Below are 21,175 nucleotides of genomic sequence, written 5' to 3' on the forward strand. Positions count from 1 at the left end.
GTTTTTTCGCGGGAGTGTGATCGGTCGCAAATTAAGGCGAGTCTGATAAGTTAGAAATATGAAAGCCCCCGCGGTTGATAACCCCGGGGGCTTGTTGAAACAATTACTTATTCAATTCCGCCAGACTCAGCCAGGTTTGCACCACCGTGTCAGGGTTCAGGGAGAGGCTATCGATACCCTCTTCCATCAGCCATGCAGCGAAATCTTCATGGTCAGACGGCCCCTGCCCACAGATACCGACGTATTTGCCCTGTTTCTTCGCGGCGCGGATGGCCATCGACAGTAGCGCTTTAACCGCGTCATTACGCTCGTCAAACAGTTCTGAGACCACGCCGGAGTCGCGGTCAAGACCCAGCGCCAGCTGCGTCATGTCGTTGGAGCCAATGGAGAAACCATCGAAATGTTCGAGGAACTGTTCGGCTAACAGGGCGTTAGACGGTATCTCGCACATCATGATGATTTTCAGACCATTTTCGCCACGTTTCAGCCCCTGACGCGCCAGTTCATCCACCACGGCTTTCGCCTGGTCAACGGTACGCACGAACGGAATCATGATTTCAACGTTGGTCAGTCCCATTTCGTTACGCACGCGTTTTACCGCATCGCATTCCAGCGCGAAACAGTCGCGGAAGCTCTCGGAAACGTAACGTCCTGCGCCACGGAAGCCCAGCATCGGGTTCTCTTCATCCGGCTCGTAACGTTCACCACCGACGAGGTTGGCGTATTCGTTCGATTTAAAATCGGACAGACGCACAATCACCCGTTTCGGGTAAAAGGCCGCGCCGAGCGTCGCGATCCCTTCCGTCAGACGACCCACATAAAACTCTTTTGGCGAGTCGAAGCCTTTCATCATCTCGCGGATTTCGTTTTGCAGCGCCGGTTCCTGGTCATCGAACTCCAGCAGCGCACGCGGATGAACGCCAATCATACGGTTGATGATGAATTCCAGACGCGCCAGGCCAACGCCCTCATTCGGCAGGCAGGCGAAGTCAAATGCGCGATCCGGGTTACCGACGTTCATCATGATCTTCAGCGGCATGTCCGGCATGGTGTCAACACTGGAACTCTTAACGCTGAAGTCGAGCAGGTCAGCGTAGACGTAACCCGTATCCCCTTCCGCACAGGAAACAGTGACTTTCTCGTCATCTTTCATGCGTTCGGTCGCGTCACCGCAGCCAACGACCGCCGGAATACCCAGTTCACGCGCAATGATCGCCGCGTGGCAAGTACGCCCGCCACGGTTGGTGACAATCGCCGCCGCTTTCTTCATGATCGGTTCCCAGTCCGGGTCGGTCATGTCAGTCACCAGCACATCGCCGGGTTCAATGCGGTTCATCTCGCTGATGTCGTGAATAACTTTTACTGGGCCCGCGCCAATGCGATGACCGATAGCACGACCTTCAGCAATGATTTTACCCTGTGAATGCAGCGTGTAACGCTCCATCACCTGGCCGCGAGAACGCACGGTTTCCGGGCGCGCCTGAACGATAAACAGTTTGCCGGTATGACCATCTTTGGCCCACTCAATATCCATCGGGCGGCCGTAGTGTTTTTCAATCTGGACAGCCTGTTTCGCCAGCTCCTGCACTTCATCGTTGGTCAGCGAGAAAATATCACGCTGGGCCTGCGGCACATCTTCAATTTTAACCTGCTTACCGTGCTCCTGCGTCGGTGCGTAGACCATACGGATTTTTTTGGAACCCATGGTACGGCGTACAATCGACGGGCGATTAGCCGCCAGCGTCGGTTTGTGGACGTAAAATTCGTCCGGGTTTACCGCGCCCTGCACCACCATTTCACCCAGGCCCCAGGCCGAGGTGATAAACACCACCTGGTCAAAACCGGATTCGGTGTCGATGGAGAACATTACGCCCGAAGACGCGAGGTCAGAACGCACCATCCGCTGAACGCCCGCCGAGAGCGCGACGCCGCGATGATCGTAACCCTGGTGGACACGGTATGAGATCGCGCGGTCGTTAAACAGCGAGGCGAAAACGTGTTTAACCGCTACCAGTACCGCGTCGTAGCCCTGCACGTTGAGGAAGGTTTCCTGCTGACCGGCGAAGGAGGCATCCGGCATATCTTCTGCCGTCGCCGAAGAGCGCACAGCAAAGGATGCGTCCGCATCATCCGCAGAGAGCTGGTTGTACGCATCATCCGCAGAGAGCTGGTTGTACGCATCACGGATAGCGGTTTCCAGTTCGCTCTGGAAAGGTGTGTCGATGATCCACTGGCGGATCTGAGCACCGGCTTTCGCCAGGGCGGTGACATCATCAATATCGGTTTGATCCAACAGTTGATAGATGCGCTGATTCACGCCGCTTTGGTCGAGAAATTGATTAAATGCATCGGCAGTGGTAGCAAATCCGTTGGGGACCGAGACACCCAGATCGGACAGGTTAGTAATCATTTCACCCAGGGAGGCATTTTTGCCCCCAACTCTGTCTACATCATTCATGCCGAGTTGGTTATACCAAAGCACCAGCGGTGACGAGCCATTGTTGGACATCGAGACAATCCTTTTTTGATTAAAAAAGCAGTGATTAAGAAACAACTGACTACTCAAATTATCCTGGCATATTTAAACAATTTAAAAAAACGGTGAATCGTTCAAGCAAATTAATTTTTTCTTTTTTAGGATTGATGCCAGTAATGTGATAACCCTCTGATTCTGTGGGAAAGTCGTTATAAATCGCGACAAAATCTGCATATTTAGAAAAATGAACCAGACTTTTCATAAAAAATAAAAATAGCGTTCCATTTTCAGATATCAGACAAATGCGGTGGGGTTTTCTGCGAATTTAATTTATGCTTTCAGACAATTAACCTCACTTTTCTGGATTGTTAAAATGGAAAATGCAGTCGACAGGCAGGTTTTTTATATTTCTGATGGCACGGCGATTACCGCTGAGGTGCTGGGCCACGCGGTGATGTCGCAGTTCCCGGTGGTTATCAACAGTATTACTCTGCCGTTTATTGAAAGTGAAAGCCGCGCCCGCGCGGTGAAAGATCAGATTGACGCGATTTATCAGCAAACCGGCGTACGCCCGCTGGTTTTCTACTCCATTGTCATTCCGGAAATCCGCGACATCATTTTGCAGTGTGAGGGATTTTGTCAGGATATCGTGCAGGCGCTGGTTGCTCCGCTTCAGGAAGAGCTTAAGCTCGATCCGACGCCCATTGCTCATCGAACCCACGGGCTAAACCCTGGAAATCTATTGAAATACGATGCGCGTATTGCGGCAATTGATTACACCCTGGCGCACGATGATGGAATATCTTTGCGCAATCTCGATCAGGCGCAGGTTATTTTGCTCGGCGTTTCTCGCTGTGGAAAAACCCCTACCAGCCTCTATCTGGCGATGCAGTTCGGTATTCGCGCCGCCAACTACCCGTTCATCGCCGATGATATGGATAATCTGATCCTTCCTGCGTCGCTTAAACCGTTGCAGCATAAACTGTTCGGCCTGACGATAAATCCTGAGCGCCTGGCGGCGATTCGCGAGGAGCGCAGGGAAAACAGCCGCTACGCCTCGATGCGCCAGTGTCGAATGGAAGTGGCGGAAGTAGAAGCGCTGTATCGTAAGAATCAAATCCCGTGGATTAACAGTACCAACTACTCCGTTGAGGAAATTGCTACCAAAATCATGGACATCATGGGATTAAGCCGCAGAATGTACTAACGCACTAGTACAATGCAGAAAATTTGTTTATCATAACGCTGTGATTGAATGCACACCACGCCCCGCTCTTGAAATCAGCCGGGATTGGTTTATCGTGATGTGCATCACTTCCCGGCGTTTTGTCTGGTGAAGAAACAAATTTCTGAGAAACTCATGAATAAGACCGATGAATTGCGTACTGCTCGTATTGAGAGCCTCGTTACGCCTGCTGAACTTGCTCAGCGTTACCCCGTCTCCCCGGATGTTGCCGCCAGCGTTACCGCTTCTCGTCAGCGGATTGAAAAGATCCTCAATGGTGAAGATCGTCGTTTGCTGGTGATTGTCGGGCCTTGCTCTATTCACGATCTGGATGCGGCGATGGATTATGCGCGTCGTCTGCAAACCCTGCGCGAGAAGCATCAGGGCCAACTGGAAATCGTGATGCGCACCTATTTCGAAAAACCGCGTACCGTTGTTGGCTGGAAGGGATTGATTTCTGACCCCGACCTGAACGGCAGCTACCGGGTTAACCACGGCATTGAGCTCGCGCGAAAACTGCTGTTACAGGTAAATACTCTCGGCGTGCCAACCGCGACCGAATTTCTCGATATGGTGACCGGTCAGTTTATCGCCGACCTGATTAGCTGGGGCGCGATTGGCGCACGTACCACCGAGAGCCAAATCCACCGCGAAATGGCTTCTGCGCTCTCCTGCCCGGTTGGCTTTAAGAACGGCACTGATGGTAATACGCGTATTGCTGTCGATGCGATCCGGGCCGCGCGCGCCAGTCATATGTTCCTGTCTCCGGATAAAAACGGCCAGATGACCATCTACCAGACCAGCGGTAACCCCTATGGGCATATCATTATGCGTGGCGGTAAAAAACCGAATTACCACGCCGACGATATTGCTGCGGCCTGCGATACGCTGCATCAGTTTGATTTGCCGGAACATCTGGTCGTCGATTTCAGCCACGGCAACTGCCAGAAGCAACACCGCCGTCAACTGGATGTTTGCGATGATATCTGTCAGCAGATACGCAACGGTTCGACCGCGATCGCCGGTATTATGGCCGAAAGTTTCCTGCGCGAAGGTGCGCAGAAGATTGTCGCGGATCAGCCGCTCACCTATGGGCAATCCATCACCGATCCTTGCCTGAGCTGGGAAGATACCGAAGTGCTGCTGGAAAAACTGGCTGCCGCGGTGGCCACTCGCCTTTAGTTCCCTCCTCCCTGTCGCACCCGCGATGGGGAGTTTCTTATCCCCTCCAGATATCTCTTTTCACAAAAAACGGTTGCACACGCTTACTCATTATTGATAATACTTATCATTGTTGTTTTTATTACTATTTTACTTTTCTATGACGCTTATGGATGACAACGCAGAACAGGTTACCGTCAGGGACAATACCCCTCGTCCGCAGGATAACGATCGCCGGGTTAACAGCGAGGTGTTATTAGGTGATGAAGGCCGCGTGGTGATAGAACATGAAGGTCAGCAGTATCTGCTGCGCCAGACGCAGGCTGGAAAGCTGATATTGACGAAATAGCGAGTCCATTTTTGCCTGATGGCGCTGCGCTTATCAGGCCTACAAATTCAAGGCATTTAACGGGTACATTTTTACCTTGTGTATTTCCAGGCCAGGCAAGCGCAGCGCCCCCGGCATGTTGTTCAGCTGGAACAACTCACTTCCAGCCTTTTACCCCAATCGGGCGGGCGTTGAGCATAATCATCGTCACGATCAACCCACGGGTTTCTCAGGGCTTCGTGCAGTCGATGGAGTTCCTGATAATCGCCCTTCTCCGCCGTTTCAATGGCCCGCTGCGCCAACCAGTTGCGTAACACCATTGCCGGGTTCACCTGCTTCATCGCCTGTTGCCGTTTCGCATCGTCGATGCCTTCAGGCTGTATACGGGCCCGATACTGCGCAAACCAGCTATCAAAGGCGGCACGATCGATAAACTCGTCGCGTAACGGGGATGCGGCGCTTAACTGTTCCGTTTCGCTCAACATACGGAAAGTACGCGTGTAATCACTACCCTCTCGCGCCATAAGTGCAAACAACGCGTTAAGCAGATCGTTATCGCCCACCTCTTGCGTAAATAACCCCAGTTTCTGACGCATGCGCGCGCCATATTCGGTGAACAATGCAAGCTGGTAGCCATCCAGGGCGTCATTCAGCGTATCGACATTGATAAAGGCTGAGAGCGACTGCGCCAGACGTTGCAGGTTCCATAACCCTACCGCCGGCTGATTCTCAAAACTGTAGCGCCCCTGATAATCTGAATGATTACAAATAAAGCCCGGCTGGTAATCATCAAGAAAGCCAAACGGACCGTAATCAATCGTCAGCCCCAGAATCGACATGTTATCGGTATTCATTACGCCATGCGCGAAACCGACCGTTTGCCAGCGCGCGATCATCTGCCCGGTGCGCGTAACCACGTCACGGAACCAGAGTGCATAGCGATCCGCTTCCTGCTGAAGATGCGGCCAGTGGTGGCGAATAACAAAATCGACCAGTTGCTGGACCTTGTCCATTTCACGACGATAGTAGAAATGCTCAAAGTGGCCGAAGCGAACGTGACTTTGCGCAATACGCATGAGCATCGCGCCCTGTTCAACGGTTTCACGCTGGATGGGCGTATCACTGGTTACAATGGAAAGCGCACGCGTGGTGGGAATACCGAGATAATGCATCGCTTCCGAGGCCAGGCTTTCACGAAGTGTGGATCGCAACACAGCACGGCCATCGCCCATCCGCGAATACGGGGTTAAGCCTGCACCTTTGAGATGCCAGTCCACCGACGTGCCGTCATCCAGTTGCTGTTCACCCAGCAGAATGCCGCGGCCATCGCCCAGTTGCCCCGCCCAGACGCCAAACTGATGGCCGCTATACACCTGCGCCAGCGGTTTCATTCCGGGGAGCAAGGCTTCTCCGCCCCACACTCCAGCGCCACGTTCAGGCGCAAAGAGAGAGGGTTCGATCCCGAGTTCATCGGCAAGTGGCGTGTTATGCCATATCAGGCGGGCATTCTGTAGCGGCGTCGGATTGAGGTCGCTGTAAAAACCTGGCAGCTCATCGCGCCAGCGAGTATTAAAAGACAGGGTCATAGGTCCTCCTGTCTGTAGTGTATGAGTTAATCCTCGTTTACACACCCGGCAATCTGCAGGGTTATTCCTGCACCAGCGTTAATAATGAGGATTCTGGTACAGCAGGCCATAGCTCACCCAGCATGCCGCTGAAACCAAAAGGTAATACACGTTCACGCGCGGATTCCGTATTAATCCCCGCAATCATGATGCTTTGGCAATAGGGTTGAATTTGGGTGGTGATGGCGCGAATAAAGGGCTCGAAGGATGCAGAAGACAGTTGTCGCTGAACAAACTGACGATCGATTACAATCCGCTGAAACAATCCAGCAAACACAGCGCGCGTAGAGGCTTCCCCCGAACCAAAGTTTGCTAACGCCAGCGGGAAGTGTTTTGCCAGAAGTGTGAGTGGATGCGTATCATCAGGCTGATTGAGCCCTGGGAAGCGTTCGCTCACCACCAGTTCGACAAACGGGTAACGTGAAACCTCGGCTGCCAGCAATGCATCCGTGAGTAAGGCGTGAACAATCGCAGGTGTAATAGCAAGCCACGCCGTCAGTTGCTGCTGAATAAAAAACAGCTGGCAGGTATTAAGCAGCGCGAGCTTTTCGCGAAATAGCACTAATTCCTCATCAGACGTCAGTTTCGGCAGGATGAGATTCGTCGGGATACGTACAGAATTCTCTACACCAATAAAATGTGCAACGACTTTCAAACCAATCAGTTTGCCATTAGCATGTCGGGCTGGGAGAAATAACAGCTCTGAACGCCATGTACGGTCAAGGGTTACAATCATTGCGACAGCCCTTCTCGATAAGTCATTTCAAGGGTCCTGAAGTCACAAAACAATAAATTTAGGTCGATTGATTTTAGTCGGATTGCTTTCATTTTCCGTTTTATTTTTGCATTCCTTCGCTGGAATGTAATGATTGTAATCGAAAATCATAGATTAATACAATCCATGCCCAGTTAACCCTCAGATTGTTAACAAAAACAATAATGAGTCGTAATTTGTTTTTTAAATACCATTAATTTAAATACGCCGAAGGGGCATCGCGCCCCTTCGTCATTTACCCATTAAATCCGCCTGGCCTGCCAAAACTTCTTGCGCCAGTATACGTTATCTAAAGAGGATCGCGTGACGCCCTGGCTGGTCGATGCATGGATAAACTGGTTATCCGTATCATAGATACCAACATGGAGGCCGCTATCCCCTGAGCCGGTCTTGAAGAAAACCAGATCGCCGGGTAGCAGATCGTCTTTATCAATTTCGGTGCCTATCTTCGCCTGCTGACGCGTTTCGCGCGGTAACTGCATTTCGAATTTATCGCGGAAAGTGGTTAAGACAAACCCGGAACAATCAATTCCACGGCGATTCATCCCACCATAGCGGTAAGGCGTACCGTGCCAGTTGCGCAACTGATCGTTTAAATTAGCAATTACGGTTATCGAATCAGATAGTCTTGGATTTGGAGGCGGTGCATGGTGACTACATCCCGCCAAAAATAAAGCCGCTATAAAAATAATCAAGAATCGCATATCCGGCGAATCCTCTCTTTTTAATTTTCCGATAATTTAGCCCGGTTACTTATTCCCTGGCAAGTAAGCAGTGATACTTAATGTTTCGCTATTGTTTTCCAGACCCGTTTCACTGCGCAACCAGCATCTGATGGCCCGCAATGTCCAGCCGTTGGAAAGAAATATTATAGGCGCTAAACAGTAAATCAGGGGTTAATACCTCAGCCGATGTTCCACTGGCGATTGATTGCCCTTTGGATAACAACCACACCCGATTAGCATGCCGCAGCGTATGATTGAGATCGTGGCTGCTCATTACTATCGCAATACCGCGAGCACGCAATGTGTCCAGCACACGATCAAGGGCTGCCTGCTGTGCGACATCGAGGCTGTTCATGGGTTCATCCAGTAGCAGCAGTTGACCATGAGGGTTACCAGATGGATGAATCTGCAGGATAACCGCTGCCAGCCGTACGCGCTGCCACTCACCACCGGAAAGCTGATTAACATGACGGCCCAGTTTATCTACCAGGCCCAGCGCTTCCGTTACCTGTGCGCAAAGCGTATGTTCAGTTTTATCATGCTGATGCAACAGCAGAAAATGCCAGACGGGCATGGCGAATGGCGGCGACTGATGCTGGGAAAGATACGCGCGCTTTTGCGCCAGCTCCAGCGAGGTCCATTCGTCTAACGGTTTACCGTTTAGCGTGACGGTGCCCTTACCGGAACTTAACCCCGCCATGCGGGTTAACAGCGTACTCTTCCCCGCGCCATTCGGCCCCACGAGGTGGATTGTCTCGCCAGCGTGAACCTCTGCGCTAAACTGCGTTAAACGCACTCCCTCACTGACGTTTTGTAGTTGCATCAGCATTGTCATTACAGAACCAGTGCTTTCTGAATCGCATTAATCAGAATCGGATCTTCCGGGGTCATATCCGGTGAGAAACGCGCGACGACGCGACCGTCGCGGCCAACGAGGAATTTCTCAAAGTTCCACAGAATGTCACCAGGCTGCGCAGGCGCACGACCTTTGCTGGCCATTTTTTCATAAAACTCGCTTCCCTTCGGCGCAATGGCTTTTGCCGCGGCGCGCGTTAAGGTCTGATAGAGCGGATGACGCCCTTCACCATTAACCTCGATTTTACTGAACATAGGGAACGTCACGCCGTAGGTGGTGCGGCAGAACGTTTTAATCTCGTCTTCACTCCCAGGCTCCTGTCCCAGGAACTGGTTGCACGGGAATCCCAGCACCGCAAAGCCTTCATATTCGAGCGACGTTTGCAGGCTTTCCAGCTGTTCGTACTGCGGGGTTAATCCGCATTTAGATGCCACATTCACGATCAACAGGACGTTCCCTCTGAAACGTTCCAGGGTCGTTTTTTCACCATCAATCGTTGTAACTTCAATGTTCAGAATTGCGTTTTCCATAATATCCTCATTAGCATATGTACTGAACGTCAGTGCCCAGAACGCAATAATAGCCAGATAAAGACCGGCGCTCCCGTGGTCGCCGTCACAACACCGATAGGAAGTTCGGCCGCCTGAAGCGCCAGCCGCGCAATGATGTCCGCCGCCAGCAACGTGCTGGCCCCTGCCAGTGCGCAAGCTGGTAGCAGCACCCGATGATCGGTCAGACCGCACAGCCGCAGCATATGCGGTACCACCAGGCCGACAAAGCCGATTGCGCCCGCCAGCGCCACGCTGACTCCAACCAGCCAGCCGGTGGCAATCACCAACAGTTTACGCCACAGCCAGATGGGGACACCCAGCTGCCGGGCTGACGTTTCGCCCAGCGCCAGTAAATTTAACGGCTGTGATTGCAGGCAAATCCATGCGATAACAGGAATCAGACCCAGCATCAGCCAGCTCTGTTGCCAGTCAACGCCGCCGAAGCCGCCCATCATCCAGTACATAAGCTGGCGTAAATCAAAAGACGTAGAGAAGTAAACGGCCCAGGTCATCAGCGCGCTGCAAATAATGCCCAGCGCCACCCCGGCTAAGAGTAGTTTACTGGTAGAAAGATGGCGTCTGGCAAAACGCATCAGAATAAAAGTAATAAGCAGCGCCCCGAGAATCGCTGACAGGCCGAGCGCCCAGCCGGGTAGCATTCCCTGCCCTAACATCACGGCGGCAATCAGCCCGACGCCTGCACCATTAGAAACCCCCAGCAGGCCAGGCTCCGCCAGCGGGTTTTCAAACAGCGCCTGCATTACGGCGCCCGACAACGCCAGCGCGGCCCCAACCAAGAGAACCGCAACGGTACGCGGCAGGCGAATCTGCCAGATAAAGAGCTTTCCGGTAGCGCTAAACCAGCTGCCAGGTGCAATCCATCGGTCTCCGGCACAGAGGCTTATCGTCAGCGCAACAAGCAGCGTGAGCGCTAGTATCATAAGCCAGCGCCGATTGCGTCGCTGCTGAAGATGTACGTAGTCCAGCATAGTAGTCCATGTGCCAGCAAGAGAGGTGTTTGATTTTACGGTGGTTCCACGTGCGGGAAAAGAAAAAAGGCCGCATAGCGGCCTTTTTGGTTAGTGCAGATTACTCTTCTTTGGGCGTCGCGTTTTCGACACGGCTTTTTAACTTCTGACCGGGTCTGAAGGTCACCACGCGCCGGGCTGTAATGGGAATATCTTCGCCCGTTTTCGGGTTACGACCCGGGCGTTGATTTTTGTCTCGCAGGTCAAAATTACCAAAACCGGAAAGTTTAACCTGTTCGCCATTTTCCAGAGCACGACGGATCTCTTCAAAAAACAGCTCAACCAGCTCTTTGGCATCCCGCTTGCTAAGCCCAAGCTTATCAAACAGATATTCTGACATTTCAGCTTTTGTAAGCGCCATAGGTTCAATCCCTCAATGATGCCTGGAATCGCTCTTTTAATGCCTCTACACACTTGGCAACGGTAGTGGCAATATCCTCTTCTTCAAGTGTACGGCTGGTATCCTGAAGGATCAGGCTGATAGCGAGGCTCTTATACCCCTCCGCAACACCCTTACCACGGTACACGTCAAATAAGTTTACGCCAACTATCTGATTTACGCCAACTTTCTTACATTCGGCCAAAACATCCGCAGCCGGTACGTTTTCTGCCACCACAACCGCGATATCACGACGGTTTGCCGGGAAGCGAGAAATCTCCTGTGCCTGAGGAACCACGCGGTCTGCGAGCTTGTTCCACTCCAGTTCGAACACCAGTGTACGACCATTGAGATCCAGTTTACGTTCCAGTTCCGGGTGAACAACCCCAATGAAACCAATACGTTCACCTTTCAGATAAATCGCCGCGGACTGGCCCGGATGCAGTGCCGGATTGGCTTCAGCTTTAAACTGAATATCAGACAGTTTACCGGTCAAATCGAGAACAGCTTCGAGATCGCCTTTTAAATCATAGAAATCAACGGTCTCTTTTGCCAGGTTCCAGTGCTCATCGTAGCGGTTGCCGCAAATCACGCCGCCCAGCATCACATCCTGACGAATGCCCAGCGGAGCCTGGGTATCCGGAACAAAGCGCAGACCGGTTTCGAAGATACGTACGCGGTTCTGCTGACGGTTCTGGTTATAGACCACGGTGGTCAGCAGGCCGCTCCACAGAGAAAGACGCATTGCGGACATTTCACTGGAGATAGGGCTTGGCAGAATCAGCGCTTCTTCGCCCGGGTGAATCAGTTGCTGCACTTTCGGATCGACGAAGCTATAGGTAATCACTTCCTGATAGCCTTTGTCATTCAGCATCGTTTTCACGCGCTTGAGCGACAGGTTAGCTTCTTTATGGCTGCCCATTACCAGACCGGCCTGCACAGGCTCGTTCGGGATGTTGTCATAGCCAAACAGACGCGCAACTTCTTCTACCAGGTCTTCTTCAATTTCCATGTCGAAACGCCAGCTCGGCGCAACGGCCTGCCACTGGTCGTTACCGACGGTCACTTCACAGCCCAGACGCTGGAGAATATCCGTCACCACGTCATCAGCAATATGATGGCCAATCAGTCGATCCAGCTTGCTGCGACGCAGGGTGATGGTCGCACGTTTTGGCAGCGTAGATTCGTTAGTGACATTGATAATCGGGCCAGCTTCGCCGCCACAGATATCCATCAGCAGGCGGGTGGCACGCTCCAGGGCTTTGTACTGCAGCGCCGGATCGACACCACGCTCATAGCGGTGAGAGGCATCCGTATGCAGACCATGGCGACGCGCGCGGCCAGTGATAGACAGCGGGTTGAAGAAGGCGCACTCCAGCAGAACGTTTTGCGTTTCGCCATTCACGCCAGAGTGTTCACCACCGAAGATGCCGCCCATTGCCAGCGCTTTGGCATGGTCGGCAATGACCAGGGTATCGGATTTCAGTTTCGCTTCGCTACCATCAAGCAGAACCAGCGTTTCGCCCTCTTTCGCCATGCGCACCACAATACCGCCTTCGATACGATCTTTATCGAATGCGTGCATCGGTTGGCCCAGCTCGAGCAGCACGTAGTTGGTGACGTCAACAACGGCGTCGATGGAACGAATACCGCAGCGACGCAGCTTTTCTTTCATCCACAGCGGGGTTGGCGCTTTGACGTTGATGCCTTTCACTACGCGACCCAGATAGCGCGGGCAGGCGTCTGCGGCTTCAACGGTGATAGGTAACGTGTCGTTGATGGTGGCAACTACCGGGGTGATTTCCGGCTCAACCAGCGGCAATTTGTTCAGTACGGCCACATCGCGGGCAACCCCGATAATACCGAGGCAGTCGGCGCGGTTTGGCGTCACGCTAATTTCGATGGTGTTGTCATCAAGTTTCAGGTATTCACGGATATCGGTACCGATCGGCGCATCAGCCGGCAGTTCGATGATACCACTATGGTCGTCGGAAATACCCAGCTCAGAGAACGAGCACAGCATGCCTTCAGATGGCTCACCGCGCAGTTTTGCGGCTTTAATTTTAAAATCACCCGGCAGAACAGCACCGATGGTGGCAACTGCCACACGCAGGCCCTGACGGCAGTTCGGCGCACCACAGACGATATCAAGCAGGCGTTCGCCGCCTACATTCACTTTTGTTACGCGCAGTTTGTCGGCGTTCGGGTGCTGACCGCACTCAACCACTTCACCCACAACCACACCGTTGAAGCTGCCCGCTACTGGCTCAACACCATCGACTTCCAGGCCTGCCATGGTGATTTGACCGGACAGCGCTTCGCTATCGATGGTCGGGTTAACCCATTCGCGTAACCACAGTTCACTGAATTTCATTGTTTTGCCCTGCCCTTATTTAAACTGTTTGAGGAAACGCAGATCGTTTTCGAAGAATGCACGTAAATCGGTGACGCCGTAACGCAGCATGGTCAGACGCTCCATACCCATACCGAAGGCAAAACCAGAGTAAACTTCTGGGTCAATGCCGACATTGCGCAACACGTTCGGGTGAACCATCCCGCAGCCCAGCACTTCCAGCCATTTACCGTTTTTACCCATTACGTCAACTTCTGCAGACGGTTCGGTGAACGGGAAATAGGACGGACGGAAACGAATCTGCAGATCTTCTTCAAAGAAGTTACGCAGGAAGTCATGCAGCGTGCCCTTCAGGTTGGTAAAGCTGATGTTTTTATCAACGATTAAACCTTCCATCTGATGGAACATCGGGGTATGCGTTTGGTCGTAATCGTTACGATATACGCGGCCCGGAGCAATGATACGAATCGGCGGCTGTTGATCTTTCATGGTGCGGATCTGTACGCCGGAGGTTTGGGTGCGCAGCAGACGCGTGGCATCAAACCAGAAAGTGTCGTGGTCAGCGCGTGCCGGGTGATGTCCTGGAATATTCAGCGCATCGAAGTTGTGGTAATCATCTTCGATTTCCGGACCGGTCGCCACGGTAAAGCCGAGCTCACCGAAGAAACTTTCAATACGGTCGATAGTACGGGTAACCGGGTGCAGACCGCCGTTTTCAATACGACGCCCCGGCAGGGAGATGTCGATGGTTTCGGCAGCCAGACGGGCGTTCAGTACTGCACTTTCCAGCTCAGCTTTGCGGGCGTTCATCGCCTGCTGAACCTGCTCTTTTGCTTCGTTAATGACCGCACCTGCTGCCGGGCGCTCTTCTGGCGGCAGATCACGCAGTGTTGTCATCTGAAGGGTCAGATGCCCTTTTTTGCCAAGGTACTCGACGCGAACGTTATCTAACGTGGCGACATCCGAGGCCTGGTTAATGGCTGCCTTCGCACTGGCAACCAGCTCTGCGAGATGTGACATGGTTTTCCTCATTGTGTCGGTGAAGACACTGGTTCGTTGGACTTAATTTTTGTGCTGCACAAACGAAAAAAGCCTCCACTGGGGAGGCTTTCAGGCGCTGTTTTTCGTTTCTTCTTTCACGCGCTAGCCTCCTGGTTTCAGGTGCTAAAGTAAAAAAAGAAGCGGAAAATAGCAGCATTCATTGCTTGCGTTACCTTGATGCATTTGGTGTTCAGTAAGCCCTTTATTGGAAAGGTAAAACGTGAAAATGTCAACAGGATTATTGTGCCTGCGTTGGATAAAGCCTCTCCCAACCTGGACCATGCGGTTTACGCAAAGGATGATCATCATCAAAGATGTAAGGTGCATCGGAAGTGATGGCATTCTTATATATTACCTCCAGTAAGCGCGGTTTAAGCGTCTGGCGATTATACTGGTAGCGAGCGTAATATCCGCCGTCGCCATTACCATTTTGCCGAAGGTTTACATAAATTAACGCATTGCGGGTATCAACTAAACGCGCGGAAATACAATAACGTTGTTCACCGCTTTCATGCGCAAAAGGAATTAATTTTGCCGTAGCGGGTAAATGGGTCTCGTCATAATCAATAAACAGGCTAAATTCATTGTAAGCTGAGACGTTGCACCACATTTGGATTAAAAAACGACCGCGTGATATGGGATGAAAAATGGGTACTGCGCCATAAATACCGGCCTCTGATGTATCGAAATCAGCCATCTCAACACGCCCGCCATATTGCTGTTCACCATCAAAATCAGCATCCATAGCCTGAGATAACGCAACGTAATACGCGTTTTCACCATTAAGCATTCCCAGCATCTCTGGTGGCCAGTTCTTAGTCTCCCTGGATTTTGGGAAAATCACGCTGCGCAGTGCATTGGCGCAACTCTTTTCATAAAGCCGTGGGTGCTCTTTAGATTCTGTGATAAGTCCGCTATCGCTACATTGCTGCACAAAATCGGTTATTGTGGAACGCGGCTGCGGCGAATGTTGCGCAAAAGCGTGACCATACAACATTCCGGCGTAGAGCAGAGTAATTCCATTTACTAAAAACTTTTGCATTTGATGACCTGCTTTGCAAAAAAAAGAGGATAAACCTTTCGGCTTATCCCCCTTTTCTTAACCTGAAGGACTCAGATTAAGCCAGAGCTGCTTTCGCTTTTTCAACCAGAGCGGTGAACGCTACTTTGTCGAATACGGCGATATCAGCCAGGATCTTACGGTCGATTTCAACAGAGGCTTTTTTCAGGCCGTTGATGAATTTGCTGTAAGAAATACCGTTCTGACGTGCTGCAGCGTTGATACGTGCAATCCACAGTTGACGGAACTGACGCTTACGTTGACGACGGTCACGGTAAGCGTACTGACCTGCTTTGATAACAGCCTGGAAGGCAACGCGGTATACGCGAGAACGCGCACCGTAGTAGCCTTTAGCTTGTTTCAAAATTTTCTTGTGACGTGCACGTGCAATTACACCACGTTTTACGCGAGCCATATGTGCTCTCCTGTATCTATTCTAATTAAAAAGTTAAAAAACGTTAACGACTTATGCGTACGGCAGGCACGCGATTACCAGGCCCAGATCGCCTTTGGAAACCATGGCTTTCGGACGCAGGTGACGTTTACGTTTGGTCGCTTTTTTGGTCAGAATGTGACGCAGGTTAGCGTGCTTGTGCTTAAAACCACCTTTACCGGTTTTTTTGAAGCGCTTAGCAGCACCGCGTACGGTCTTAATTTTTGGCATTTTAATAACTTCCACTTCGCATTGTTAATAAACGAAACAAAGGCGAATCACCCTGTGAGCCGAGGCCCACAGGAATGATTACTTGATGGCCTTACTGTTTCTTCTTAGGAGCGAGCACCATGATCATCTGGCGGCCTTCGATCTTCGTAGGGAAGGATTCGACTACTGCCAGTTCACTCAGATCGTCACGAACGCGCGTCAGCACTTCCATACCAATCTGTTGGTGGGCCATCTCACGACCGCGGAAACGCAGCGTGATCTTGGCCTTATCGCCATCTTCCAGAAAGCGAATCAGGCTGCGGAGTTTTACCTGATAATCGCCATCGTCGGTACCAGGACGGAATTTAATTTCCTTAACCTGGATAACTTTTTGCTTTTTCTTCTGTTCCTTAGAAGACTTACTCTTTTCATAAAGGAACTTGCCGTAGTCCATAATACGACAAACTGGCGGTTCGGCGTTAGGGCTGATTTCAACTAAATCTACTCCAGCTTCCTCAGCTTTTTCGATCGCTTCTCTCAGACTCACAATTCCCAGTGCTTCGCCTTCCAGACCTGTTAAGCGAACTTCCTGGGCGCGAATCTCGCCATTGATACGATTCGGACGTGCCGTTTGAACTCGTTTTCCGCCTTTAATACCTTATTCCTCCAGTTGTTGAAGACTGCGGCTGCGAATCTCTTGTTGCAGCTTCTCGATCACTTCATTTACGTCCAGGCTGCCCAGGTCTTTACCGCGGCGGGTGCGAACGGCCACTTTGCCTGCTTCCACCTCTTTATCACCACAGACCAACATATAAGGGACACGACGTAAAGTGTGCTCGCGGATTTTAAAGCCAATCTTCTCATTTCTCAAGTCTGCTTTTACACGAATGCCTGCATTTTGTAGTTTACGGGTCAATTCGTTAACATATTCAGCCTGAGAATCAGTAATATTCATGACGACGACCTGCACTGGCGCGAGCCAGGTTGGGAAGAAGCCAGCGAATTCTTCAGTCAGGATGCCGATAAAGCGTTCCATCGACCCCAGAATTGCGCGGTGAATCATTACCGGAACCTTGCGTTCGTTGTCTTCGCCTACATAAGAAGCGCTCAGACGAGACGGCAAGGAGAAGTCCAGCTGTACAGTACCGCACTGCCATGCACGATCGAGGCAGTCATACAGGGTAAATTCAATTTTCGGACCATAGAAAGCGCCTTCACCCAGTTGATACTCAAACGGGATGTTATTTTCTTCCAGCGCAACCGCTAAGTCCGCCTCAGCACGATCCCACATCTCGTCGCTACCGATACGTTTTTCCGGGCGAGTGGAGAGTTTGACGACGATTTTCTCGAAGCCAAAGGTGCTGTACATATCGTAGACCATACGAATACAGGCGTTCACTTCATCGCGGATTTGCTCTTCAGTACAGAAGATATGCGCATCATCCTGAGTGAACCCACGTACACGCATCAGGCCGTGCAGCGCGCCTGACGGCTCGTTACGGTGGCAGCTACCGAATTCTGCCATACGCAGCGGCAGATCGCGGTAGGATTTCAGACCCTGGTTGAAGATCTGAACGTGGCCTGGGCAGTTCATTGGTTTGATGCAGTATTCACGGTTCTCAGAAGAGGTGGTGAACATTGCGTCTTTGTAGTTATCCCAGTGGCCGGTTTTTTCCCACAGCACACGGTCCATCATGAACGGACCTTTTACTTCCTGGTACTGGTACTCTTTCAGCTTCGAACGAACGAACACTTCCAGTTCACGGAAGATAGTCCAGCCGTCGTTGTGCCAGAAGACCATACCCGGCGCTTCTTCCTGCATATGATACAGGTCGAGCTGCTTACCGATTTTACGGTGATCGCGTTTCGCCGCTTCTTCCAGACGTTGCAGATACGCGTTCAGCGCTTTTTTATCTGCCCACGCGGTACCGTAGATACGCTGCAACATTTTATTGTCGCTGTCGCCACGCCAGTACGCGCCTGCGGTTTTCATCAGTTTGAAGTGATGGCAGAAACGCATATTCGGCACGTGCGGACCGCGGCACATGTCGACGTATTCTTCGTGATGATACAAGCCAGGCTTGTCATCATGCGCAATGTTTTCATCAAGGATGGAAACTTTGTAGATTTCACCCCGTTTCACGAAAGTTTCGCGGGCTTCATGCCAGCTGACTTTCTTCTTGATGACATCGTAGTTTTTCTCGGCGAGCTCGTGCATACGTTTTTCGAGCGCGTCGATGTCTTCCTGGGTCAGGGTATGGTCAAGATCAACGTCATAGTAGAAGCCGTTGTCGATAACCGGACCGATCGCCATTTTTGTATTCGGCCAGAGCTGCTTAATAGCATGACCGAGCAGGTGCGCGCAGGAGTGACGAATGATCTCCAGCCCTTCTTCATCTTTCGCGGTAATCAAAGAAAGGGTTACATCGTTTTCAATCACATCAGACGCATCGACCAGTTCACCATTAACGCGACCGGCGATAGTGGCTTTTGCCAGCCCTGGACCGATATCCAGAGCCACATCCATTGGGCTTACTGCGTGGTCGTAATGGCGTTGGCTGCCATCAGGAAGAGTAATTACAGGCATGTTATGTCCTTATTTGCAGTGGTGCCCCACACGAAAGAGCACATACAAAATTAAATAAATTAACTATATCAGCAAGTTAGATGGCTTTATTTGCTTCACTCTGCAAACTGTGTACATCGGTGTATACAACATCCAAAATGTACCTACCATCACCTGCTGATAACGAGCCTCAATAGTACACGCCATTGATAATTTGTAAAAGCGCAGTGAAGCTATCTACCGCATACATTTCACGTGGTTAATCTATATGCTGCCATATTAACCAATTTCAACCCTCCCCCCTGAAGTATCTGTGAAATCCACACGGTTCTCTTTTTCTCATCCGGCTAAAAGGCACATGTAATAAGCTCAGGTCTGCTTAATACATCCTCCACAACTCGATTCCAGCATACCAAAGCTCACTATCTGCGAACGACCGAGTTCCTTGGCGCGATAAAGAGCCACATCAGCAGCACGCAGCAGGTTGTCGCTCTGGACATGTTTCGGATAACTGGATATACCTATCGATACATCTACATGACCGAGATCTGTGACACCGGAACGCAATGACTGCTCGCGAACGCCATTGAAAATTTCTGTTGCGACCTTTATAGCCCCATCTTCATCTATACCCGTCAGCAGCACCAAAAATTCTTCACCACCGTAACGAAAAGCCAGACCGTTATCATTGATAACGCGTTTAATGACTGAGGCAACACTCCTGATGACCGCATCGCCCGCTTCGTGGCCAAATCGATCATTAATGCTTTTGAAATGATCGATATCTATCATCAAACAACTAACAGGCGCCTTATTGTTAACAGCCGCGCTAATCTGGGTACGCAATGTATCATCGAGATGGTGTCGATTACGTAAACCGGTGAGCGGATCGTAGAGTGCTTTCTCAAGCAGCTCATCGCGTAAACGTTGATTCGCAAGCGCAAGTGCGAGCGCTTCAGCCATCAACTCAAGATACGCACGGTAAGGCGCGGTTCCAGCGTCGATATTCTGGAAAGAAAGCAGGCCTATAGCCTCACCCTGAGCAATCAATGGGATACATAAGCTGTCATTTTGACAAGCGCCTTGCAGGTGATAACACGCAATATCCGGCCCTCCGCTCACTGGCGGATGACTCTGTCCGCGGCGTATCGCCCAGCATTGGTCCGGATGGAAAGCACTGGCCTTACCATTAGGTGAAAGCCATTCGGCTACACAGTGAGTCTGGCGAGACTCTGGTTTAAGAATATATAGACGCCCAGGGACATTTGGCGCGATGTTAGGCGCAAAGCGTTGTGCAACATTGATAACGTCAGCAAAGTTCTCGCAACCTTGTAAACGTTGAGTCATGCGAGCAAGTAATTCTCTTATCGCCCAGTTGGCATCGCGTTCCTTCTCTAATTGTTGCCGCGCAAGTCCATTCTCACGAAAAATTCGAATAGCGTGTGCCATATCGCCGATTTCATCAATCTGGTTGAAGTCAGGTGTTTCAACGGCATAATCCTGGGATGCCAGACGATTGACTACGTCACTAAGCCGCACAACCGGGCGTAATACGCGATATTTCAAGATAAAGCCGAGTACGAATAAAAAAAGGAGAGCCGTTAATCCCACCATGACTTCTGATACGACGCGTAACGTGCGGGAAATCTGGGTGGCATCGACTATGGCATCTATCGCGCGATTGTCTATCATCTGCCTGAATCTATCGATTTTGTCTTGTGCCCGGTCCAATTGTTGTTCATAGACTTTGGAGTACAGCAAGGCAACCGCTTGCGGCTCTGCACCTCGGTCCATGTAATCAAGAGCCGTTCGCTGCTCATCTTTGAGCGAGTTAATGATTTGAAGCCCCTCATGGAGTTGCGTCAATTCTTCACCTGATGCGCCAACGTCCCTAAGTTTTGCCAGACGATCCTGAACCGTTACTTCCGTTTGTTTCTTTTTATTATAGGCACTTAGGGCATCAGGATCTTTGGCGACAACATATAATCGAGCTAAGTCGGACAGTGACCAGACATCAACAGCTAATTCGTTAGTTAACTGATCAAACAATTGCCTTTGCGCAACCGCTTCACGCTCTCGATTGTCTGCGGAGGAGGCCATGAACATTACTATCCCTGAAGCCAGAGTTAGACAGACCGTCGCGCCGTAAGCCCAGTTAGTAATGGTAGCTATACGCACCTGTGAATTCCTTCTGCGAAAGATACTTATTTGTCATGATTGAAATTATAGGAAACTCTTGATAAGCCGTGAGAAAAAAGATGGACCGGAGAGCCTGGGAAATGAGATTTGAATGGTGAGAGTTAACCTTTACCTCTTATTTATTTCGAAAAAGCTTCTATACATTTCTATCTGAACAAGAAAATCAATAATCCCTTAGCACATT

At 51.0% G+C, this 21,175-nt stretch carries 20 protein-coding genes and 1 other annotated feature; of the genes, 3 read left to right on the forward strand and 17 right to left on the reverse strand.

The genetic code is table 11. The features are described from left to right. Nucleotides 1-103: 103 nt before the first annotated feature. Entirely contained in the window at nucleotides 104-2,509 is a 2,406-nt protein-coding gene (gene ppsA, locus NMC31_RS12510) for a phosphoenolpyruvate synthase (RefSeq protein WP_253898119.1), read from the reverse strand. 340 nt (nucleotides 2,510-2,849) lie between these two features. Between ppsA and ppsR the strand changes: the two genes are divergently transcribed. From ppsR to hemP, 3 genes are all read left to right on the forward strand, one after another. Continuing rightward, nucleotides 2,850-3,683, forward strand: coding sequence for a posphoenolpyruvate synthetase regulatory kinase/phosphorylase PpsR (ppsR, locus tag NMC31_RS12515; protein ID WP_149462683.1), 834 nt, complete (start codon nucleotides 2,850-2,852; stop codon nucleotides 3,681-3,683). A gap of 153 nt (nucleotides 3,684-3,836) precedes the next feature. Continuing rightward, the gene (gene aroH / locus NMC31_RS12520; protein ID WP_015964189.1) at nucleotides 3,837-4,883 is read left to right on the forward strand and encodes a 3-deoxy-7-phosphoheptulonate synthase AroH; all 1,047 of its coding nucleotides are present in this window, start codon (nucleotides 3,837-3,839) and stop codon (nucleotides 4,881-4,883) included. 139 nt (nucleotides 4,884-5,022) lie between these two features. Beyond that, nucleotides 5,023-5,211 carry a hemin uptake protein HemP gene (hemP, locus tag NMC31_RS12525; protein WP_436650196.1) on the forward strand — a complete coding sequence of 63 codons (189 nt, stop codon included), beginning with the start codon at nucleotides 5,023-5,025 and terminating at the stop codon, nucleotides 5,209-5,211. A 122-nt stretch (nucleotides 5,212-5,333) separates the two neighbouring features. Here hemP and selO read toward each other — a convergent pair whose 3' ends face one another. The 16 genes from selO to NMC31_RS12605 form a co-directional block, all read right to left on the reverse strand. Next, complete coding sequence (selO, locus tag NMC31_RS12530) at nucleotides 5,334-6,776, reverse strand: protein adenylyltransferase SelO (RefSeq protein WP_253898121.1); 1,443 nt, start codon at nucleotides 6,774-6,776, stop codon at nucleotides 5,334-5,336. A gap of 61 nt (nucleotides 6,777-6,837) precedes the next feature. Beyond that, on the reverse strand, nucleotides 6,838-7,551 hold the full coding sequence (locus NMC31_RS12535; protein ID WP_253898122.1) for an EAL domain-containing protein: 714 nt from the start codon (nucleotides 7,549-7,551) through the stop codon (nucleotides 6,838-6,840). A 281-nt stretch (nucleotides 7,552-7,832) separates the two neighbouring features. Next, on the reverse strand, nucleotides 7,833-8,294 hold the full coding sequence (locus NMC31_RS12540; protein ID WP_015964185.1) for a C40 family peptidase: 462 nt from the start codon (nucleotides 8,292-8,294) through the stop codon (nucleotides 7,833-7,835). A 109-nt stretch (nucleotides 8,295-8,403) separates the two neighbouring features. Then, the gene (gene btuD, locus NMC31_RS12545) at nucleotides 8,404-9,150 is read right to left on the reverse strand and encodes a vitamin B12 ABC transporter ATP-binding protein BtuD (protein WP_253898123.1); all 747 of its coding nucleotides are present in this window, start codon (nucleotides 9,148-9,150) and stop codon (nucleotides 8,404-8,406) included. Next, nucleotides 9,150-9,701, reverse strand: a complete 552-nt coding sequence (locus NMC31_RS12550; protein WP_253898124.1) for a glutathione peroxidase — start codon at nucleotides 9,699-9,701, stop codon at nucleotides 9,150-9,152. The genes btuD and NMC31_RS12550 overlap by 1 nt, the downstream gene beginning before the upstream one ends. A gap of 29 nt (nucleotides 9,702-9,730) precedes the next feature. Then, entirely contained in the window at nucleotides 9,731-10,711 is a 981-nt protein-coding gene (gene btuC / locus NMC31_RS12555; protein WP_253898125.1) for a vitamin B12 ABC transporter permease BtuC, read from the reverse strand. Between the two features lie 100 nt (nucleotides 10,712-10,811). After that, on the reverse strand, nucleotides 10,812-11,111 hold the full coding sequence (gene ihfA, locus NMC31_RS12560) for an integration host factor subunit alpha (RefSeq protein ID WP_003030571.1): 300 nt from the start codon (nucleotides 11,109-11,111) through the stop codon (nucleotides 10,812-10,814). Nucleotides 11,112-11,115: 4 nt separating this feature from the next. After that, nucleotides 11,116-13,503, reverse strand: coding sequence for a phenylalanine--tRNA ligase subunit beta (pheT, locus tag NMC31_RS12565; protein WP_253898126.1), 2,388 nt, complete (start codon nucleotides 13,501-13,503; stop codon nucleotides 11,116-11,118). Between the two features lie 15 nt (nucleotides 13,504-13,518). Beyond that, nucleotides 13,519-14,502: a phenylalanine--tRNA ligase subunit alpha gene (pheS, locus tag NMC31_RS12570; protein WP_149462691.1), complete on the reverse strand. Its 984-nt coding sequence runs from the start codon at nucleotides 14,500-14,502 to the stop codon at nucleotides 13,519-13,521. A 62-nt stretch (nucleotides 14,503-14,564) separates the two neighbouring features. Then, nucleotides 14,565-14,690, reverse strand: a sequence feature (Phe leader region). After that, nucleotides 14,640-14,684 carry a pheST operon leader peptide PheM gene (gene pheM / locus NMC31_RS12575; protein ID WP_001386830.1) on the reverse strand — a complete coding sequence of 15 codons (45 nt, stop codon included), beginning with the start codon at nucleotides 14,682-14,684 and terminating at the stop codon, nucleotides 14,640-14,642. Its footprint overlaps the feature before it by 45 nt. A gap of 71 nt (nucleotides 14,691-14,761) precedes the next feature. Further along, the gene (locus tag NMC31_RS12580) at nucleotides 14,762-15,565 is read right to left on the reverse strand and encodes a hypothetical protein (RefSeq protein ID WP_253898127.1); all 804 of its coding nucleotides are present in this window, start codon (nucleotides 15,563-15,565) and stop codon (nucleotides 14,762-14,764) included. 76 nt (nucleotides 15,566-15,641) lie between these two features. Continuing rightward, on the reverse strand, nucleotides 15,642-15,998 hold the full coding sequence (gene rplT, locus NMC31_RS12585; RefSeq protein WP_000124850.1) for a 50S ribosomal protein L20: 357 nt from the start codon (nucleotides 15,996-15,998) through the stop codon (nucleotides 15,642-15,644). A gap of 51 nt (nucleotides 15,999-16,049) precedes the next feature. Beyond that, nucleotides 16,050-16,247 (reverse strand): 50S ribosomal protein L35, encoded by a 198-nt coding sequence (rpmI, locus tag NMC31_RS12590; RefSeq protein ID WP_001124225.1) that lies wholly within the window; start codon nucleotides 16,245-16,247, stop codon nucleotides 16,050-16,052. A 91-nt stretch (nucleotides 16,248-16,338) separates the two neighbouring features. Continuing rightward, entirely contained in the window at nucleotides 16,339-16,881 is a 543-nt protein-coding gene (gene infC / locus NMC31_RS12595) for a translation initiation factor IF-3 (RefSeq protein ID WP_071843507.1), read from the reverse strand. A 3-nt stretch (nucleotides 16,882-16,884) separates the two neighbouring features. Beyond that, nucleotides 16,885-18,813: a threonine--tRNA ligase gene (gene thrS / locus NMC31_RS12600; protein WP_149462693.1), complete on the reverse strand. Its 1,929-nt coding sequence runs from the start codon at nucleotides 18,811-18,813 to the stop codon at nucleotides 16,885-16,887. Between the two features lie 348 nt (nucleotides 18,814-19,161). Continuing rightward, a complete protein-coding gene (locus NMC31_RS12605; RefSeq protein WP_253898128.1) occupies nucleotides 19,162-20,970 on the reverse strand; it encodes a diguanylate cyclase in 1,809 nt (602 codons plus the stop codon). Nucleotides 20,971-21,175 lie beyond the last annotated feature (205 nt).

The organism is Pseudocitrobacter vendiensis, from assembly GCF_943590815.1.
GTDB lineage: Bacteria > Pseudomonadota > Gammaproteobacteria > Enterobacterales > Enterobacteriaceae > Pseudocitrobacter > Pseudocitrobacter vendiensis.

What these genes read in the sequence shown, in the direction of transcription:
- ppsA (WP_253898119.1), bottom strand. Translation starts at nt 2,509, where the DNA reads ATGTCCAACAATGGCTCGTCACCGCTGGTGCTTTGGTATAACCAACTC.
- ppsR (WP_149462683.1), top strand. Translation starts at nt 2,850, where the DNA reads ATGGAAAATGCAGTCGACAGGCAGGTTTTTTATATTTCTGATGGCACG.
- aroH (WP_015964189.1), top strand. Translation starts at nt 3,837, where the DNA reads ATGAATAAGACCGATGAATTGCGTACTGCTCGTATTGAGAGCCTCGTT.
- hemP (WP_436650196.1), top strand. Translation starts at nt 5,023, where the DNA reads ATGACGCTTATGGATGACAACGCAGAACAGGTTACCGTCAGGGACAAT.
- selO (WP_253898121.1), bottom strand. Translation starts at nt 6,776, where the DNA reads ATGACCCTGTCTTTTAATACTCGCTGGCGCGATGAGCTGCCAGGTTTT.
- NMC31_RS12535 (WP_253898122.1), bottom strand. Translation starts at nt 7,551, where the DNA reads ATGATTGTAACCCTTGACCGTACATGGCGTTCAGAGCTGTTATTTCTC.
- NMC31_RS12540 (WP_015964185.1), bottom strand. Translation starts at nt 8,294, where the DNA reads ATGCGATTCTTGATTATTTTTATAGCGGCTTTATTTTTGGCGGGATGT.
- btuD (WP_253898123.1), bottom strand. Translation starts at nt 9,150, where the DNA reads ATGACAATGCTGATGCAACTACAAAACGTCAGTGAGGGAGTGCGTTTA.
- NMC31_RS12550 (WP_253898124.1), bottom strand. Translation starts at nt 9,701, where the DNA reads ATGGAAAACGCAATTCTGAACATTGAAGTTACAACGATTGATGGTGAA.
- btuC (WP_253898125.1), bottom strand. Translation starts at nt 10,711, where the DNA reads ATGCTGGACTACGTACATCTTCAGCAGCGACGCAATCGGCGCTGGCTT.
- ihfA (WP_003030571.1), bottom strand. Translation starts at nt 11,111, where the DNA reads ATGGCGCTTACAAAAGCTGAAATGTCAGAATATCTGTTTGATAAGCTT.
- pheT (WP_253898126.1), bottom strand. Translation starts at nt 13,503, where the DNA reads ATGAAATTCAGTGAACTGTGGTTACGCGAATGGGTTAACCCGACCATC.
- pheS (WP_149462691.1), bottom strand. Translation starts at nt 14,502, where the DNA reads ATGTCACATCTCGCAGAGCTGGTTGCCAGTGCGAAGGCAGCCATTAAC.
- NMC31_RS12580 (WP_253898127.1), bottom strand. Translation starts at nt 15,565, where the DNA reads ATGCAAAAGTTTTTAGTAAATGGAATTACTCTGCTCTACGCCGGAATG.
- rplT (WP_000124850.1), bottom strand. Translation starts at nt 15,998, where the DNA reads ATGGCTCGCGTAAAACGTGGTGTAATTGCACGTGCACGTCACAAGAAA.
- rpmI (WP_001124225.1), bottom strand. Translation starts at nt 16,247, where the DNA reads ATGCCAAAAATTAAGACCGTACGCGGTGCTGCTAAGCGCTTCAAAAAA.
- thrS (WP_149462693.1), bottom strand. Translation starts at nt 18,813, where the DNA reads ATGCCTGTAATTACTCTTCCTGATGGCAGCCAACGCCATTACGACCAC.